Origin of the sequence: Xanthomonas sp. NCPPB 1067, assembly GCF_020783795.1 — a bacterium.
In the GTDB taxonomy this organism is placed as follows: domain Bacteria; phylum Pseudomonadota; class Gammaproteobacteria; order Xanthomonadales; family Xanthomonadaceae; genus Xanthomonas; species Xanthomonas melonis.
Genome location: NZ_JAJGQG010000002.1, coordinates 51,590 through 68,586 on the forward strand (window position 1 = coordinate 51,590; position 16,997 = coordinate 68,586).

Here is a 16,997-nt window from a genome sequence, read left to right on the forward strand (position 1 = left end):
ACGAAGCGGTCTTGATGGAAGGTGAGCTGCAGCCGAATCGGCGCGCGGCAGGCGCGCGCCGTCGGTCGAAGAATCCGTAAAGGCGACCGCCGCTCAGGTGGCAGGAAACCGCACGTCCAATAGTTCGATGAACATTCGCTTGGGCCGATACAGTTGGCGATACCGCGCCAGTTCGGATGCGAACGCGGATTGCCCATCCTTGCCAAGTTGACGGCGGCAAAGACGCTGCAGCACCTTCAGGAGTTCCACCGCCTGCAGATATCCGTAGCGCTTGGTCTGCCCAACATTCGCCTCGATCATGACGTGGCAGATGCGGATCGCGGTCGCCGGGTCGTATTCCTCGGCGTGAGGCAGCAGCGATTCCCAGGTGCGCAGCGGAAGCTGGCGGTCCGGATCGGCTGCGAGTTCCAGCGCGCGTTGGATCTGCTCCTCGGCAAGCAGCAGATTGATGCGGGTATCGTGCGCATCGATGAAGCGCGGCACCGCCTTGGTGTCCAGCGCCTGCAATGCACGTTCGCGCCATGCCTCCCAGGCATTCAGTAGCGATGCCGCCTCTTGCAGGGCCAGGTAGGTCTCTTCATTGGGCATGAGCAGATACGCCTTCCAGCGCAACGTCAACGCATCCTCAGGAAAGCCATCACGCACGTAGGCTGTCGCCAACGCGGCCAGCAGGCGGCCGTCCTGAGGGTCGGCCTTGACGCCGCGCTCCAGCCACTCCAAGGCCTGGCGCTGGCGCCCGTGTTCGCCACAGCGGCGCGCCATCTCCAGGTGGTCCCAGCCGCTGGAACAGGTGTGGGCGAAGAACTCCAGCATGGCATCCACGCTGGCGCCGCAACGCGCGGTGTCTTCGAGCAGCGACTCGGCCGACAGTCGCCGCGCCCGGTCGCCGCGGGCATGCAGGATCTTCAGCGCCGCGTCTTGCAGCCGTGCGATGTCCGCTGCACTCAGCAGTGCGGCATAGTCCAGCAGGGGGCGCAGCAGGCTCCACTGGTCGAGCATGCGCAGCTCGAACAGGCGCTCGCCGAGCGTATCGGTGCCGGCTGCACGCGCGGCTTCCAGGTGCGCATGTCCCAACGCACGCAGGCGCTCGCCCAGATCGCCGCGCGAATCGTCGACCTCTGCGTAGATCGCCAGCAGCCGTTTGAACGCGTACTCGTGCAGATCCAGCGCCGCCAGCGGGTCGCGCCGCCGCGCCTGCTCCAGCAAGGATGGCAACGCGCCAAGCTGCTTGGCATAGGCAATGGTGGCACTCCAGTCCATGAATCGCTTGCGGCCAAGCAAGGTGGAGATCGCCTTGCGCCACTGCTGCAACGGCGCGACGGCCAGTTGTGCCTGGCTCAGCAGGCGCTTGCGCAACTGGGCATCGTTGTCAGCCAGTTCCAGGATCAAGGCCTGCAAGGCCTGTGGGGTCTGCGTCGACAACCAGTGCTGCAGGACACGATCGCTGGATTCGGCCACTGGCTCGCCGGCAGTCCTGCGCTTGGTGCGTTTTTGGAAGCTGGGGTCGGCGCTCGTCCGTGCCCAGCTGAGGGCAACGGCTACCTGGTGCTTGCAGAATTCCGCTTGCTGACCGATCGGGCAGTCGCATCGCCCCTGCAGGCGGCCATTTCGCCAGACCAGCTCCACGGCATAGTCATCGCTGCCGCTGACGATAGCGTCGACCCGCAGCGGCTCAACCGTCTGCAAGGTGACGCGGTCCTGATCTGCATAGACCAGGCCGCGCGCATAGTAGCTGGGCGTTGTGATGCCGAGCAGGAAGGAACGATCGAGATCGGCAGGCGAAAAGCGGGCTGTCATGCAGGGATGGACGATATCCGCGCCAATGGCGCAGTGGCAGGATGGTCGAGCCGGATTTTGCCAGAACGGGATGGACACGCGACAATCGCGGGCCGTACCCATCGGGGGCGTTCTCCCCGATGCCGCCCGCGATCCAGTCGGCAACGTACCCTCCCGTATGTCGCCACTGTCTCCTTTCCTCCGAGGTCCTATCCCGCGCCATGTCGAAGACACCGAAGATCCTCTACACGCTCACCGACGAAGCTCCCTTCCTGGCCACGCAGTCGCTGCTGCCGATCATCGATGCCTATACCGATACCGCCGGCATCGTGGTCGAAACGCGCGATATCTCGCTGGCAGGACGCATCCTGGCGCTGTTTCCCGAGCATCTGAGCGAGACGCAGAAGATCGCCGACGACCTGGCTGAACTGGGCGAGCTGGCCACCACGCCGGAGGCCAACATCATCAAGCTGCCCAACATCAGTGCCTCGGTACCGCAGCTCAAGGCCGCCATCAAGGAACTGCAGGGTCAGGGTTACGCGCTGCCGGCGTATCCGGACGAGCCCAAGGATGCTGCGGAAAAAGACATCAAGGCGCGCTACGACAAGGTCAAGGGCAGCGCGGTGAATCCGGTGCTGCGCGAAGGCAATTCGGATCGTCGCGCACCGCTGTCGGTCAAGAACTACGCACGCAAGCATCCGCATCGCATGGGCAAGTGGAGCAGCGATTCCAAGTCGCACGTCGCGCACATGGACGCCGGTGATTTCTTCGGCAGCGAGCAGTCCGCCACCATCGCCGATGCCGGGGCGCTGAAGATCGAGTTCGTCGGTGCCGATGGCAGCAGCACGGTGCTGAAGGACAAGGTGGCGGTCAAGGCCGGGGAGATCGTCGACGCCGCCGTGCTGAGCAAGCGTGCGCTGGCCAGCTTCATCGATGCCCAGATCGCCGACGCCAAGGCGACCGGCGTGCTGTTCTCGCTGCACCTGAAAGCCACCATGATGAAGGTCTCCGACCCGGTGCTGTTCGGCGTGGTGGTCGGCGAGTTCTATAAGGACACGCTGAGCAAGCATGCCGATGCGCTCAAGTCGGTCGGCTTCGATCCCAACAACGGCATCGGCGATCTGTACGCACGCATCGGCACGTTGCCGGAAGCGCAGCAGGCGCAGATCACCTCCGATATCCAGGCCGAGTACGCGCAGCGCCCCGGTCTGGCGATGGTCAATTCCGACAAGGGCATCACCAACCTGCACGTGCCCAGCGACGTGATCGTGGACGCCTCGATGCCGGCGATGATTCGCGACTCCGGCCAGATGTGGAATGCGCAGGGCAAGCTGCAGGACACCAAGGCGGTGATTCCGGACCGCTGCTATGCCGGCGTGTACCAGGCGGTGATCGACGACTGCAAGGCGCATGGTGCGTTCGATCCGGCCAGCATGGGCTCGGTGCCCAATGTCGGCCTGATGGCGCAGAAGGCCGAGGAATACGGCTCGCACGACAAGACCTTCCAGATGCCTGCCGCCGGCACCGTCAAGGTCAGCGACGGCAACGGCAAGACGCTGTTCGAACATGCGGTGGAGGCCGGCGATCTGTGGCGCATGTGCCAGGTCAAGGACGCGCCGATCCAGGACTGGGTCAAGCTCGCCGTGGAGCGCGCGCGCCTGAGCGATACGCCGGCGGTGTTCTGGCTGGACAAGGCGCGTGCGCACGACGCGCAGGTGATCGCCAAGGTCGAGCAGTATCTGAAGGATCACGACACCAGCGGTCTGGATATCCGCATCCTGCCGCCGGTGGAAGCGACCACCTTCTCGCTGGAGCGCATCCGCAAGGGCCAGGACACCATCTCGGTCACCGGCAACGTGCTGCGCGATTACCTCACCGACCTGTTCCCGATCATGGAGCTGGGCACCAGCGCCAAGATGCTCTCCATCGTGCCGCTGATGGCCGGCGGTGGCCTGTTCGAAACCGGTGCTGGCGGTTCGGCGCCCAAGCATGTGCAGCAGTTCGTCGAAGAGAACTGCCTGCGCTGGGATTCGCTGGGTGAATTCCTGGCGTTGGCCGCGTCGCTGGAGCATCTGGGCAACCGTTACGACAATGCCTCGGCCACCGTGTTGGCCAAGGCGCTGGACGTGGCCAACGGCCAGTTCCTGGACAACAACAAGTCGCCGGCGCGCAAGGTGGGCGAGCTCGACAACCGTGGCAGCCATTTCTATCTGGCGATGTACTGGGCGCAGGCCCTGGCCGCGCAGACCGAAGACACCGCGTTGCAGGCCAAGTTCGTGCCGCTGGCCAAGGCGTTGACCGAGAACGAAGCCACCATCGTGGCCGAGCTCAACGGTGCGCAGGGCAAGCCGGTGGAGATCGGCGGCTACTACCACCCGGACCTGGCCAAGGTCAGCGAGGCGATGCGCCCGAGCAAGACCTTCAACGACATCCTGGCCACGTTGAAGGCCTGAGTTGCCGCACCGCCGGTCGGTGCGTGAGCTGCAGCGACACCCAGGGCCCGCCTCGTTCAGAGGCGGGCCCTGTCGTTTCAGCGGAACGGCGACAGTGCCGTAATGGCGTGCAGCAGGCGGCGCGTGCGGCGCGCCATGCGTTGTTCGCGCCGGGCGCGTTGCGCCGCGTCGATGTATTCCGCGCCGGTCGCGGGGGGCGCCTCCGGGGCTTGCGGCGCTGCCGGGTCCGCGGCAGCGTCTGGCTCTGCCAGCCGCTGTGCAAGCGCAACGTCGGCAATGTGACCGTGCTGGAACAGCAAGTCGGTAAAGATGCGCATGATCCCGCCTCCACTTGAGTGGAATCCACAGTAGATGCAGGCTAGGGGCTGCAAAAGCGAGGCTTTTGCAAGGTCATTTTGAATTCCATTCAAGGGTTCAGCCATGTCGCGCCCGCCGCTCCACGCATTGCAAGGCTTCGTCAGCGCCGTACGCCTGGGCAACCTGTCGCGTGCCGCTGCCACGATGCATCTCACCGTCAGCGCGCTCAGTCACCAGATGCGCGCACTCGAACAACGGTTGGGCTATCCCGTATTGCAGCGGCATGCGCGCGGGGTCACCGCCACGCCGCAGGGCCAGCAACTGCTCGATCGTATCGCCCCGCATCTGGATGCGATCGCCGAGGCGTTTCAACCGTTCGGTCCGCGCCGCGGCGACACGCTCACGTTGAGCGTGACCCCATCGATGGCATCGACCTGGCTGGTGCCGCGCCTGGGAGGTTTTCTGGCCGACCATCCCACCATCGAGATCAATCTGCTTTCCAGCGAACGGCTGGTGGACTTCGAGCGCCAGCAGCAGGTGGACGGCGCCATGCGCATCGGCGCCGGACAGTGGCCAGGTCTCATTGCCGAGCCGCTGTTCGACGACTGGCTGGTTCCGATGGCGAGCCCGGCGCTGATCGCGCGCATGGGCGGCGCGGACGCACCGCCCTTGCAGGACTGGCCGCTGCTGGGCGACCCGGACGATGCGTGGCGCCGCTGGTTTGCCGCGTTCGGCGGCGCCGCGCCGCGCCGCTATGTCGCCGTGCTCGACGAATCGGAGGCCCATCACCGTGCCGCGTTGGAGGGCGTCGGTGTCGCCCTGGGGCGGGTGACGCGCGCACGCCTGTTGCTGGCGTCCGGCCAATTGGTGGCGCTGTCCACGCAACGGCTCAAGACCGGCTGGTCGCATTATCTCGTGTATCCACCACGCTCGGCCGCGCATGCCGGCTTTCTCGCATTCCGCGCGTGGTTGCAGCTGCAGGCGCGCGAACATGTTGCGCATGCGCAGCAGAGCGCAATCGCGCCGACCGCGCCATCTGCTGCACCGATCGCCGCACCGACTGCGGCGGCGCCTGCCACGCGCCGCCGCACGCGCGCGAGGACACTGCCGGCATGAACCTGCCACCCTTGCCGCCGCAGTCCGAGCGCCGCGCACTGGCGATCGCCCAGGCCGTCTACGATGCCTTCGAGGATTACCACGCGCGGTTCTCCGAGATCACTGCCCGCGCCAGGCAACGCTTCGAGACGCGCGACTGGAGCGGCGCCCGCGATGACGCCGTGGCGCGTATCGCGCTCTACGACCACTACATCGCCGAATGCATGCTGCGCCTGCGTGCGGTGCTGCTGGGCCAGGCGCACGACCGCGCGCTGTGGATGCGGGCGCGCAATTGCTATGCCACGCTCCTGGAAGGGCTGATCGATCAGGAGTTGTACAAGACCTTCTACAACACTCTGACCCGGCGTTACTTCGGTACCCACGGGGTCGATGCCGGCATCGAATTCATCGCGCTGGATATCGAGCCGACCGATGCCATCACTGTGCCGGTTGCGCGGCACACCTATGCGGTGTCGCCGGGCCGGCTGACCGACATGCTGGTGCGGGTGCTGGGCGACTACGCCTTCGCGGTGCCGTACGCGCATCGCACGCGGTGTGCAGCGGCCATCGCAGTTCGCCTGCTCGACGATCTCGCCCACTGGGGCGAACACCCGGTGCGCAGCGTGGAACTGCTGGAAACCGTGTTCTATCGCGAACGTCGCGCCTACCTGGTCGGGCGCGTGTTCGGCGAGCACCGGTTCTCGCCATGCGTCATCGCCCTGGTCAACGACGACGCGGGCCTGCGTGCCGAAGCGGTACTGACCCGGCGCAGCGATGTGGCGCAGCTGTTCAGTAACTCACGCAGTTATTTCCAGGCCGATCTGTCCACCGTGGGCGATGCAGTGGTGTTCCTACGCAGCCTGTTGACGCACAAGCCGGTGGACGAGCTCTACACCATGCTGGGCCGGGCCAAGCAGGGCAAGACCGAACGCTATCGCACGTTCTTCAGCCATTTCCAGGCCCATCCGTCCGAGCAGCTGGTGCATGCCGATGGCACCCCGGGCATGGTCATGGTGGTCTTCACCCTGCCCAGTTATCCGCTGGTGTTCAAACTCATCCGCGACCGCTTCGCCTATCCCAAGACCATGAGCCGCGCGCAGGTGGAGGGCAAGTACGAACTGGTGTTCCAGCTCGATCGCATCGGCCGCCTGCTCGACGCTCAGCCCTATCGTTTCCTGCGTTTTCCAAGGGCGCGGTTCGCACCGGCGCTGCTGGAGGAGCTGCAGCGCAGTTGCGCGATGAGCCTGAGCGAGGACGGCGACGATGTACTGATCGCGCTGTGCTACGTGCAGCGGCGTCTGCGCCCGCTCAACCTGTACCTGCGCGAGCAATTGCCCGAGGCCGCGCATGCGGCGGCGCTGGACTACGGTCAGGCCATCAAGGACATGGCGCGCAACAACATCTTCCCCGGCGACATGCTGCTGAAGAACTTCGGCATCACCCGTCACCAGCGCGCGGTGTTCTACGACTACGACGAGCTGTGCCTGATCACCGAATGCAATTTCCGCGACTGGCCGACGCCGACGACCTACGAGGAACAGATGGCGGCCGAGCCCTGGTTCCATGTCGGTCCACGCGATGTCTTTCCCGAACGCTTCGCGCTGTTCATGGGATTGCCACCCTCGCAGCTGGAAGCGGTCAAGCACCTGCATCCGGAACTGTTCGACCCACAGTGGTGGCGCGACCTGCAAACCCGCCTGCGCGAGGACGACTACCCCGACACGCCGCCATATGCGGAATCGCGGCGGCTGGCGTGAGCATGCTGGAAGCGGCGGCAGTGCCGCCGCCAGGCAATGCGACGACGCCCGTCGCATCTACCCTGCGTAGGTGGCGCCGGCTCGGTGTGGTACTACGCCCGAGCAGCCTGTATCGACGCGGCGATGCGGCTCGCTGTCAGGCGACGCCCGGTGTGAGCGACACCCACAAAAAACCCCCGCACCGCGGGGGTTTTCGTTTCGATGACGCAGACCGCGGTCAGCGCTTCATCGAACTGAAGAATTCGTCGTTGGACTTGGTGGTCTTCATCTTGTCCAGCAGGAATTCCATCGCCGCGATCTCGTCCATCGGGTGCAGCAGCTTGCGCAGGATCCAGATCTTCTGCAGCAGCTCCGGCTCGATCAGCAGATCTTCGCGGCGCGTGCCCGAACGATTGATGTCGATCGCCGGGTAGACACGCTTTTCGGTGATGCGACGGTTCAGATGCACTTCGCTGTTGCCGGTGCCCTTGAACTCTTCGTAGATCACCTCGTCCATCTTGCTGCCGGTTTCCACCAGCGCCGTGGCGATGATGGTCAGCGAGCCGCCTTCTTCCACGTTGCGCGCCGCGCCGAAGAAGCGCTTCGGGCGATGCAGGGCATTGGCGTCCACGCCGCCGGTGAGCACCTTGCCGGAGCTGGGCACCACGTTGTTGTAGGCACGCGCCAGGCGGGTGATGGAGTCCAGCAGGATCACCACGTCCTTCTTGTGCTCGACCAGGCGCTTGGCGCGCTCGATCACCATCTCGGCGACCTGCACGTGGCGCGCGGCCGGCTCGTCGAACGTGGAGGAGATGACCTCGCCGCGCACGGTGCGCTGCATTTCGGTCACTTCTTCCGGGCGCTCGTCGATGAGCAGCACGATCATGTGCACTTCGGGATGATTGGTGGTGATGGCCGTGGCCACCTGCTGCATCATCATCGTCTTGCCGGCTTTGGGCGGGGAGACGATCAGCGCACGCTGACCCTTGCCCTGCGGTGCCATCAGATCGAGGATGCGGCCGGTGATGTCCTCGGTGGACCCATCGCCACGCTCCAGACGGAAGCGGCGGCGCGGGAACAGCGGGGTCAGGTTCTCGAACAGCACCTTGTTCTTACTGGCTTCCAGCGGCTCACCGTTGATGGTGTCCACGATCGACAGCGCGAAGTAGCGTTCGCCGTCCTTGGGGAAGCGGATGCGACCGGACAGATGATCGCCGGTACGCAGGTTGAAGCGGCGGATCTGGCTGGGCGAGATATAGGTATCGTCCGGGCCGGCCAGATAACTGGCCTCGGCCGCGCGCAGGAAACCGAAGCCGTCGGGCAGGATTTCCAGCACGCCATCGGCGGCGACGCCTTCGCCGTGGCGGGTCAGCACCTTGAGCAGGGCGAAGATGACGTCCTGCTTGCGCGCGCGGGCCACGCCTTCCTGGATATTGAGCTGCTCGGCGATATCCAGCAGCTTCTGTGCCGGCATGCGCTTCAGATCGCTCAGCGAATAGACCGGGAAGCCTTCCGGCACGGCCGGATGCGGACGCGGCACGAACGGCTCGTTGCTGCCGTCGGAAGAGGCCATGCCGCCGTCGTTGCCGAAACGGTCGCGAGGGCCGCGGTCGCGGCGGTTGCGGAACCGGTCGCGGCGGTTGCCCTGCTGGTTCTGGCCCTGGCCTTGCGAATTGTGGCCGCCGTTCTGGCCCTGGTGCTGGCCTTGTCCCTGGTTCTGGTTCTGGTTCTGGTTCTGCTGTTGCTGCGGGTGCTGGCCGCGCTGCTGCTGCGGCTGGGTGCCCTCGCGCGACTCGCCCTGGGCGTCCCCGCCCTGGCTGGCGCCAGCAGCGCTGCCAGTGGCTGCGCCATCGCCGGACGTCTGCGCGGGGGCCATTTCGGCGGTGCGCGACGGTGCCTGCGGGGCTTGAGGTGCTTCGGGGGCTGGGGTGGCGGGCAAGGGCAGGTTGGGTTGCTGCGTGCCGGCATCGTCGTGGGCGACGGCGGTCTTGCTTACGCGCGGTTTGCGCGCGCGCTTCTCGACGGGAGCGTCGACGCTGCTCCCGGTATCGGAGGAAGGATGATCGGACAAGTGCGTGATTCCTCGCTAAGGTGCGAGCGCCCGGCTGGGCGAACTATTGGTAGATGGGAGTCTAGAAGAGGTTTCTAGAGGGGTACGGCGGCGCACGAACGTGTGCCGGACCAACTGACACTATCACCGCCGCGCGTCACCGCGCAAGCGTCTGCCCCGGCCGGAGTTAACTGCCGGCAAACCATGCAGGGCGTCCATCGCTGGACGCCCCTCCGTTCAAGCGGCCGCGCCGCCCAGGCTCTTGTCGATCATCTGCACGAGCTGGCCCTTGCCCACCGCTCCGATCTGGCTGGCCTGCACCTGGCCGTCCTTGAACAGCAGCAGCATCGGGATCGAACGCACGTGGTACTTGATCGCCAGGGCGCGGTTCTGGTCCACATTGACCTTGGCCACCTTGAGCCTGCCCTGGTAGGCCTCGGCCAGATCGTCCAGGACCGGCGCGATCATCTTGCACGGGCCGCACCATTCGGCCCAGAAATCCACCAGAACCGGTTCGCCCGATTGCAGTACCGCTGTCTCGAAGTCGGCGTCGCCGACATGTTGAACCTTGTCGCTCACGTTGGGTCTCCTGGAAACCAAACGGCCCACCCGATCGGGCAGGCCGCCACATTGCGTTAAACTGTGGCATTGCGCGACTGAATCAAGTGTCAGTCCTGAAGCCGCGCTGTCCGCCACAAGGGCCGCAGTTTGCGACGCTGTCGGCATCGATGCAAGCCGCGCCCGGGCTGCCCAGGGCGCCTCACGAAGACGGAATAATGAGCGACAAACCGCTGACCGATTTGACTTTTTCCTCGTTCGACCTGCATCCGGCGCTGATCGCCGGGCTGGAAGGCGCCGGGTTCACCCGCTGTACCCCGATCCAGGCGCTGACCCTGCCGGTCGCCCTGCCAGGCGGCGATGTCGCCGGCCAGGCCCAGACCGGCACCGGCAAGACGCTGGCGTTCCTGGTCGCGGTGATGAACCGCCTGCTGAGCCGGCCGGCCCTGGCCGACCGCAAGCCCGAAGACCCGCGCGCGCTGATCCTGGCGCCCACCCGCGAGCTGGCCATCCAGATCCACAAGGACGCGGTCAAGTTCGGCGCCGACCTGGGCCTGCGCTTCGCGTTGGTCTACGGCGGGGTTGACTACGACAAGCAGCGCGAAGTGCTGCAGCAGGGCGTGGACGTGATCATCGCCACCCCGGGCCGCCTGATCGACTACGTCAAGCAGCACAAAGTGGTCTCGCTGCACGCCTGCGAGATCTGCGTGCTGGACGAAGCCGACCGCATGTTCGACCTGGGCTTCATCAAGGACATCCGCTTCCTGCTGCGGCGCATGCCCGAGCGCGGTACGCGGCAGACCCTGCTGTTCTCGGCCACGCTCAGCCATCGCGTGCTCGAGCTCGCCTACGAGCACATGAACGAGCCGGAAAAGCTCGTCGTGGAGACCGAGTCCATCACCGCCGCGCGGGTGCGCCAGCGCATCTATTTCCCATCCGACGAAGAGAAGCAGACGCTGCTGCTGGGCCTGCTGTCGCGCAGCGAAGGCGCGCGCACCATGGTGTTCGTCAACACCAAGGCGTTCGTCGAGCGGGTGGCGCGGACGCTGGAGCGCAACGGCTACCGGGTCGGTGTGTTGTCGGGCGATGTGCCGCAGAAAAAGCGCGAGTCGCTGCTCAACCGCTTCCAGAAGGGCCAGCTCGAAATCCTGGTCGCCACCGACGTGGCTGCGCGCGGCCTGCATATCGACGGGGTCAAGTACGTCTACAACTACGACCTGCCGTTCGACGCCGAGGACTATGTGCATCGCATCGGCCGTACCGCGCGACTGGGCGAGGAGGGCGACGCGATCAGCTTCGCTTGCGAGCGCTACGCGATGAGCCTGCCGGACATCGAGGCCTACATCGAGCAGAAGATTCCGGTCGAGCCGGTGACCTCCGAGTTGCTGACGCCGCTGCCGCGCGCGCCGCGCACGCCGGTGGAAGGCGAAGAGGCCGACAGCGAAGGCGAAAGCGTGGGCACGATCTTCCGCGAGGCGCGCGAGCAGCGTGCCGCCGACGAGGCCCGCCGTGGTGGCGGCCGCAGCGGGCCGGGCGGTGGTTCGCGCAGCGCTGGCGGTCGTCGCGACGGTGGTAGCGCCGATGGCAAGCCGCGTCCGCGGCGCAAGCCGCGCGTGGAAGGTCAGGCGGCCGCATCGCCTGCCGCCACGGTGGCGCCTGCGGTTGCCGCAGCGGCGGAACAGGCACCATCGACGGTCGTCGCCGACAGCGAACGCGCGCCGCGCAAGCGCCGCCGTCGCCGCAACGGCCGGCCGGTGGAAGGCGCCGAGCCGGTCGCCTCCACGCCGGTGCCTGCACCTGCCGCACCGCGCAAGCCGACCCAGGTGGTCGCCACTCCGGTGCGCGCGGCGGCCAAGTCGGCCGGCAGCCCGTCGTTGTTGAGCCGGATCGGGCGCCGTCTGCGCTCGCTGGTCTCGGGCAACTGACGTTCGGGCCAGGCGAGCGCATCGCCGGTGTGCGGCGATGCGACGCAAGCGCTGGCGCTCCGGCATAATCGCTGAATGACCGTTCTGCGTTTCGACAACGTCAGCAAGCACTACGCCGGTGGCCACCAGGCGCTGACCGATGTCAGCTTCGAAGTGGCCGATGGCGAGATGTTGTTCGTGACCGGCCATTCCGGCGCCGGCAAGAGCACGTTGCTCAAACTGATCCATCTCAGCGAGCGCCCGAGCCAGGGCGCGGTGCTGCTGGGCGAGCGCAACCTGCTCAAGGTGCGGGGCCGGCAGATTCCGCTGCATCGGCGGCAGGTGGGGGCGGTCTACCAGGACCATCGCCTGCTCAACGACCGCAGCATCGCCGAGAACGTGGCGCTGCCGCTGATCCTGCGCGGCACGCGCCGCGCCGAGATCGGCAAGCGCGTGCGCTCGGCCTTGGAACGCATCGGCCTGGCGCATCGCGAGAGGGCCCTGCCGTCGCAGCTGTCTGCAGGCGAGCAACAGCGTGTGGGCATCGCCCGCGCCATCGTCGGCGAACCGCGCCTGCTGGTGGCTGACGAGCCCACCGGCAATCTCGATCCGGCCCTGGCTGCGGAGATCATGCAGCTGTTCGCCGAACTGCCTGCGCGCGGCACCAGCGTGCTGGTGGTCAGCCACGACCTGGCGTTGCTCAAGCAGATGCGCAAGCGCGTGCTGATCCTGGATCACGGCCGCCTGGTCGACGACATCTCGCCGCAGGACCTGGCCGAATGAGCAAGCCCGCCAATACCGACACCGTCGCACCGTCTCGGCTGGGCGTGTGGATCGACCACCACCTGCACAGCGTCGCCTTCAGTCTGGGCCGCGCAATGCGCAAGCCGTGGGCCACCTTGCTGACCATCGTGGTGATGGCGCTGGCGCTGGCGTTGCCGCTGGGGCTGTCGATCGCGCTGGACAACGTCAAGCTGCTGGCCGGCAGCGTGCAGCAGTCGCGCGAGATCAATCTGTTCCTCAAGGTCGATGTGGCCGCCGATGCGGCGCAGACGCTGGCCGGCCAGCTGCGTGCCCGCCCCGACATCGCCAAGGTCACCTTGCGCACGCCAGAGCAGGGGCTGGCCGCGTTGCGCGAGAGCGCCAGACTCGATGAAGCGGCCGATGCGCTGGGCGACAATCCGCTGCCCACCTTGCTGATCGTCACCCCGGCCGATGCCGCCGACGATGCGCAGCTGGCCGGCACACTGCAGGCGCTGCCGCAGGCCGATCAGGTGCAGCACGATGCACTGTGGCGCAAACGCCTGGATGGCTGGCTGCACTTCGGCGAGCGCCTGGTGCAGGTGCTGTCGGCCCTGCTCGGCATCGGCGCAGTGCTGGTGGTCGGCAATACCGTGCGGCTGGACATCCAGTCGCGGCGGGAGGAGATCGGTGTGCTGCAACTGCTGGGTGCCAGCGACGGCTTCATCCGGCGCCCGTTCCTGTATCTGGGCGCGTGGTATGGGCTGGGAGCCGGGGCGGTCGCGCTCGCTCTGATTGCGGTATCGGGCCTGGCCTTGCGGACGCCGTTGGCGGCATTGGCCGATAGCTACGGCAGTTCCTTTACCCTGCATGGGCTGGATCTGTTGCATTCTGCGATGGTGCTGGTCGGCACCCTGGTGCTGGGTTGGCTGGGCGCCTGGCTCGTCACCGGCCATTTCCTTCGCCAGACCCGTCCTACCGAGACCTGAGGCCTGCCATGCATCCACCAGATCTCAAACACCTGATCAGCGACGCACCGCGCGTGATGGTGGTCGATGGCTCGAAGCTGGTGCGCAAGTTGATCGCCGACGTCCTCACCCGCGACCTGCCGAACGTGCAGGTGGTCGGCTGCGCCAGCATCGCCGAGGCGCGGCAGGCGCTGGAAGCCGGCGCCATGGATCTGGTCACCACCTCGCTGTCCCTGCCCGATGGCGATGGCCTGGCGCTGGCGCGCAGCGTGCGCGAGGCGGCCGGCCAGGCCTACGTGCCGGTGATCGTGGTCTCCGGCGATGCGCAGCAGCATCTGGTCGAACGGCGTTTCACCGAATACGTCACCGACTATTTCGACAAGGCGCTGGGCCACGAAGCCCTGGCCACCTTCATCCGCGGCTACGTCCAGCCCGAACCGGTGGTCGGCGCCACCGTGCTGTACATCGAAGACAGCCGCGTGGTGGCCGAGGCGACCAAACGCATGCTCGAACGCCAGAGCCTCAAGGTGGTGCACGTGCTCACCGCCGAGGATGCGTTCGCGCTGCTCACCGCCGAATCGCTGGGCCGCACCGAGCGCCGCATCGACGTGGTGCTGACCGACGTGACCCTGAAAGGCGAGCTCAACGGGCGCGATGTGGTCGAACGCATCCGCATCGACTTCGCCTACGGCAAGCGCCGCCTGCCGGTGCTGGTGATGACCGGCGACACCAACCCGCGCAACCAGTCCGAACTGCTGCGCGCCGGTGCCAACGATCTGGTGCAGAAACCCATCGAAGAGCGCCTGCTGGTGACCAAGGTGCTGTTCCAGCTGCGGCTGGCGCGCCTGGAAGACCAGGCCGTCATGCTATGACCGAAGGGGAGGGGCGCATCCAGTTGGAACCGTCGTGGAAGGCCAGGGTGGGCGACTGGCTGCTGCGTCCGGACATGCAGGAGCTGTCGGCCTTCCTGCGCCAGCGCAAGGCGGCCGGCGCGCGGGTGTTCCCGCCCGGTCCGCAGATCTTCGCCGCCTTCGACGCCACCCCGTTCGAGCAGGTCAAGGTGGTGATCCTGGGCCAGGATCCGTATCACGGCGAAGGCCAGGCGCATGGGCTGTGCTTCTCGGTGCTGCCCGGCGTGCCGGTGCCGCCGTCGCTGCTGAACATCTATAAAGAGATCCACGACGACCTGGGCATCGCGCGGCCGGATCACGGCTACCTGATGCCATGGGCGCGCCAGGGCGTGCTGTTGCTCAATGCGGTGCTGACGGTCGAGCAGGGCCGGGCGGGCGCGCACCAGAACAAGGGCTGGGAAGGCTTCACCGACCATGTGGTGGAGACCCTCAACCGCGAGCGCGAGGGGCTGGTGTTCCTGCTCTGGGGCAGCTACGCGCAGTCCAAGGGCAAGGTCATCGACCAGGCACGGCATCGGGTGTTCAAGGCGCCGCACCCGTCGCCACTGTCGGCGCATCGCGGCTTTCTGGGGTGCAAGCATTTCTCCAGGGCCAACGAACACCTGCAGCGCCGCGGGCTAGGCCCGATCGACTGGTCGTTGCCGCCGCGCGACGCCCTGGACACAAGGTCGGCCGCTGGCTGAACGACAGGCGCGCAGGCGCGGTGCACCGCGCAGTTGTCACGGCCTGCAAAGGGTGGCGGTGGTACGGTAGGACCAGATTCAAGAGGCCCTGGATGGAACGCAGCCAGGAGCCAAAGTCCGAACATCCCATAAATGGAACGCTGGGAACTCTTTCTGTACCCGGCAGTCCAATAGTTCGACTGCTAAGATGGTGCCTATGAACCAGATTACCTCGACTGCCCTTGTGGCAAACAATCTCCCGATTCCCAGTGCGCTCGGTTCGCTGGACGCCTACATCGGTGCCGTGCACCAGATCCCGGTGCTGTCGGTCGATGAGGAACAGGATCTGGCTCGCCGCTTCCGCGACGAGCTCGATCTGGACGCCGCGCGCGAACTGGTCCATTCCCACCTGCGCTTCGTGGTACATGTGGCCCGCGGCTACAACGGCTACGGCCTGCCGCTGGGCGACCTGATCCAGGAAGGCAATATCGGCCTGATGAAGGCGGTCAAGCGCTTCGACCCGGACATGGGCGTACGCCTGGTCAGCTTCGCGGTGCACTGGATCCGTGCCGAAATGCACGAGTTCATCCTGAAGAACTGGCGCATCGTCAAGGTCGCCACGACCAAGGCGCAGCGCAAGCTGTTCTTCAATCTGCGCAAGTCCAAGACCCGCCTGGGCTGGCTCAATGCGTCGGAAGTGACTGCTGTCGCCAAGGACTTGAACGTTTCCGAGCGTGAAGTGATGGAGATGGAGTCGCGCCTGTCCGGTCGCGATATCGGCTTCGATGCGTCGTCCGACGAGGATGACGATCACGGCCCGCCGTCGCCGGTGAGCTACCTTGTCGCCAACGAGGAAGATCCCTCGCAGGCCTACGAGCGTCACGACAGCGAAGACAATCAGCTGCAGTTGCTGCGCGAAGGCATGGCAGGGCTGGATACGCGCTCGCGCGATATCGTCAAGCGCCGCTGGCTGGATTCGGAATCCAAGGTGACGCTGCAGGAATTGGCCGACGAGTATGGCGTGTCGGCCGAGCGTATCCGCCAGATCGAGGCGAACGCGCTGAAGAAGATGAAGGCACTGTTCGTTGCCTGATCCCATCGACATGCGGTGAACCTTGCACGAACGGCCCGGGCGATCCGGGCCGTTCTGCATTGGGATGCTTCGCACGTAGGTGCTGCAGGCCTTGCGGCGTTGGCCGGCGTCTCACTCGGGCAGGCGCGCCACCGGCAGATGCCAGCCATAGCGGATGGCCATGAAACGCAGGCCGAAGCAGACGCCGGCGCCGGTGGCCAGCGACCAGGCCTGTGGCAGGTCCAGCACCTGTCCGATCGCTACCAGCCCGCCACCGGCCAGCGCCGCGACGGCGTAGAGTTCGGCCTGCAACACCACTGGCGTGCGCGCCACCAGCAGATCGCGCGCGATGCCGCCGCCGATGCCGCTCAGCATGCCCAGCAAGGTCGCGCTGAGCGGACTGAGGTGGTAATCCAGCGCCTTGCTGGTGCCGTAGACCGCAAACAGCGCCAATCCCGCCGCATCGAAGATCTGCACCGGATTGCGCAGGCGCTCGACGGCCGCGTGCCAGTAGAAACCGGCAACGCCGGCCAGACAGGCGATGAGCAGGTATTGCGGCTGCACCAGGGCAGCCGGCGGCGTGGCGCCGATCAGCACATCGCGCACGATCCCGCCGGACACCGCCGCCGCGCACGACAGCACCAGTACGCCGAACAGATCCAGGCGATTGCGCACCGCCACTGTGGCGCCGCTCAGGGCGAACACGAAGGTGCCAAGCAGATCCAGCAGGAACAGGACAGTCGCCACGATCAGGCCGTCGAATCAGGCCGCACA

Annotated in this window: 14 protein-coding genes; 9 read left to right on the forward strand and 5 right to left on the reverse strand. The window is 66.3% G+C overall.

The window, feature by feature from the left end; genetic code table 11:
* Nucleotides 1-93 precede the first annotated feature (93 nt).
* Nucleotides 94-1,797, reverse strand: a complete 1,704-nt coding sequence (locus LL962_RS01940; protein ID WP_228315705.1) for an SWIM zinc finger family protein — start codon at nucleotides 1,795-1,797, stop codon at nucleotides 94-96.
* Between the two features lie 200 nt (nucleotides 1,798-1,997).
* Here LL962_RS01940 and LL962_RS01945 point away from each other — a divergent pair, with 200 nt between their 5' ends.
* Nucleotides 1,998-4,229 carry an NADP-dependent isocitrate dehydrogenase gene (locus LL962_RS01945; protein WP_228315706.1) on the forward strand — a complete coding sequence of 744 codons (2,232 nt, stop codon included), beginning with the start codon at nucleotides 1,998-2,000 and terminating at the stop codon, nucleotides 4,227-4,229.
* 77 nt (nucleotides 4,230-4,306) lie between these two features.
* On the opposite strand, the gene LL962_RS01950 is transcribed toward LL962_RS01945, so the two are convergent.
* Nucleotides 4,307-4,546 carry a hypothetical protein gene (locus LL962_RS01950; protein WP_228315707.1) on the reverse strand — a complete coding sequence of 80 codons (240 nt, stop codon included), beginning with the start codon at nucleotides 4,544-4,546 and terminating at the stop codon, nucleotides 4,307-4,309.
* 103 nt (nucleotides 4,547-4,649) lie between these two features.
* Between LL962_RS01950 and LL962_RS01955 the strand changes: the two genes are divergently transcribed.
* Both LL962_RS01955 and aceK read left to right on the forward strand, forming a co-directional pair.
* Entirely contained in the window at nucleotides 4,650-5,642 is a 993-nt protein-coding gene (locus LL962_RS01955; RefSeq protein WP_228315708.1) for a LysR substrate-binding domain-containing protein, read from the forward strand.
* The gene (gene aceK / locus LL962_RS01960; RefSeq protein WP_228315709.1) at nucleotides 5,639-7,378 is read left to right on the forward strand and encodes a bifunctional isocitrate dehydrogenase kinase/phosphatase; all 1,740 of its coding nucleotides are present in this window, start codon (nucleotides 5,639-5,641) and stop codon (nucleotides 7,376-7,378) included. The genes LL962_RS01955 and aceK overlap by 4 nt, the downstream gene beginning before the upstream one ends.
* 217 nt (nucleotides 7,379-7,595) lie before the next feature.
* Here aceK and rho read toward each other — a convergent pair whose 3' ends face one another.
* Together rho and trxA are read right to left on the reverse strand one after the other, a co-directional pair.
* Nucleotides 7,596-9,428: a transcription termination factor Rho gene (gene rho / locus LL962_RS01965; protein ID WP_146092312.1), complete on the reverse strand. Its 1,833-nt coding sequence runs from the start codon at nucleotides 9,426-9,428 to the stop codon at nucleotides 7,596-7,598.
* Nucleotides 9,429-9,644: 216 nt separating this feature from the next.
* The gene (trxA, locus tag LL962_RS01970) at nucleotides 9,645-9,986 is read right to left on the reverse strand and encodes a thioredoxin TrxA (protein ID WP_104585415.1); all 342 of its coding nucleotides are present in this window, start codon (nucleotides 9,984-9,986) and stop codon (nucleotides 9,645-9,647) included.
* A 197-nt stretch (nucleotides 9,987-10,183) separates the two neighbouring features.
* Here trxA and rhlB point away from each other — a divergent pair, with 197 nt between their 5' ends.
* From rhlB to rpoH, 6 genes are all read left to right on the forward strand, one after another.
* A complete protein-coding gene (rhlB, locus tag LL962_RS01975; RefSeq protein ID WP_228315710.1) occupies nucleotides 10,184-11,890 on the forward strand; it encodes an ATP-dependent RNA helicase RhlB in 1,707 nt (568 codons plus the stop codon).
* A 75-nt stretch (nucleotides 11,891-11,965) separates the two neighbouring features.
* Complete coding sequence (ftsE, locus tag LL962_RS01980; RefSeq protein WP_016903688.1) at nucleotides 11,966-12,652, forward strand: cell division ATP-binding protein FtsE; 687 nt, start codon at nucleotides 11,966-11,968, stop codon at nucleotides 12,650-12,652.
* Nucleotides 12,649-13,599 (forward strand): permease-like cell division protein FtsX, encoded by a 951-nt coding sequence (gene ftsX / locus LL962_RS01985; protein WP_228315711.1) that lies wholly within the window; start codon nucleotides 12,649-12,651, stop codon nucleotides 13,597-13,599. Before ftsE ends, ftsX begins: the two co-directional genes overlap by 4 nt.
* 8 nt (nucleotides 13,600-13,607) lie before the next feature.
* Nucleotides 13,608-14,450: a response regulator gene (locus LL962_RS01990; protein ID WP_167395189.1), complete on the forward strand. Its 843-nt coding sequence runs from the start codon at nucleotides 13,608-13,610 to the stop codon at nucleotides 14,448-14,450.
* Nucleotides 14,447-15,172, forward strand: a complete 726-nt coding sequence (gene ung, locus LL962_RS01995; RefSeq protein WP_228315712.1) for a uracil-DNA glycosylase — start codon at nucleotides 14,447-14,449, stop codon at nucleotides 15,170-15,172. The genes LL962_RS01990 and ung overlap by 4 nt, the downstream gene beginning before the upstream one ends.
* Nucleotides 15,173-15,368: 196 nt before the next feature.
* Entirely contained in the window at nucleotides 15,369-16,244 is an 876-nt protein-coding gene (gene rpoH / locus LL962_RS02000) for an RNA polymerase sigma factor RpoH (RefSeq protein ID WP_228315713.1), read from the forward strand.
* 111 nt (nucleotides 16,245-16,355) lie between these two features.
* Here the strand turns inward: rpoH and LL962_RS02005 are convergent, their stop codons facing one another.
* The gene (locus LL962_RS02005; RefSeq protein ID WP_228315714.1) at nucleotides 16,356-16,970 is read right to left on the reverse strand and encodes a trimeric intracellular cation channel family protein; all 615 of its coding nucleotides are present in this window, start codon (nucleotides 16,968-16,970) and stop codon (nucleotides 16,356-16,358) included.
* Nucleotides 16,971-16,997 lie beyond the last annotated feature (27 nt).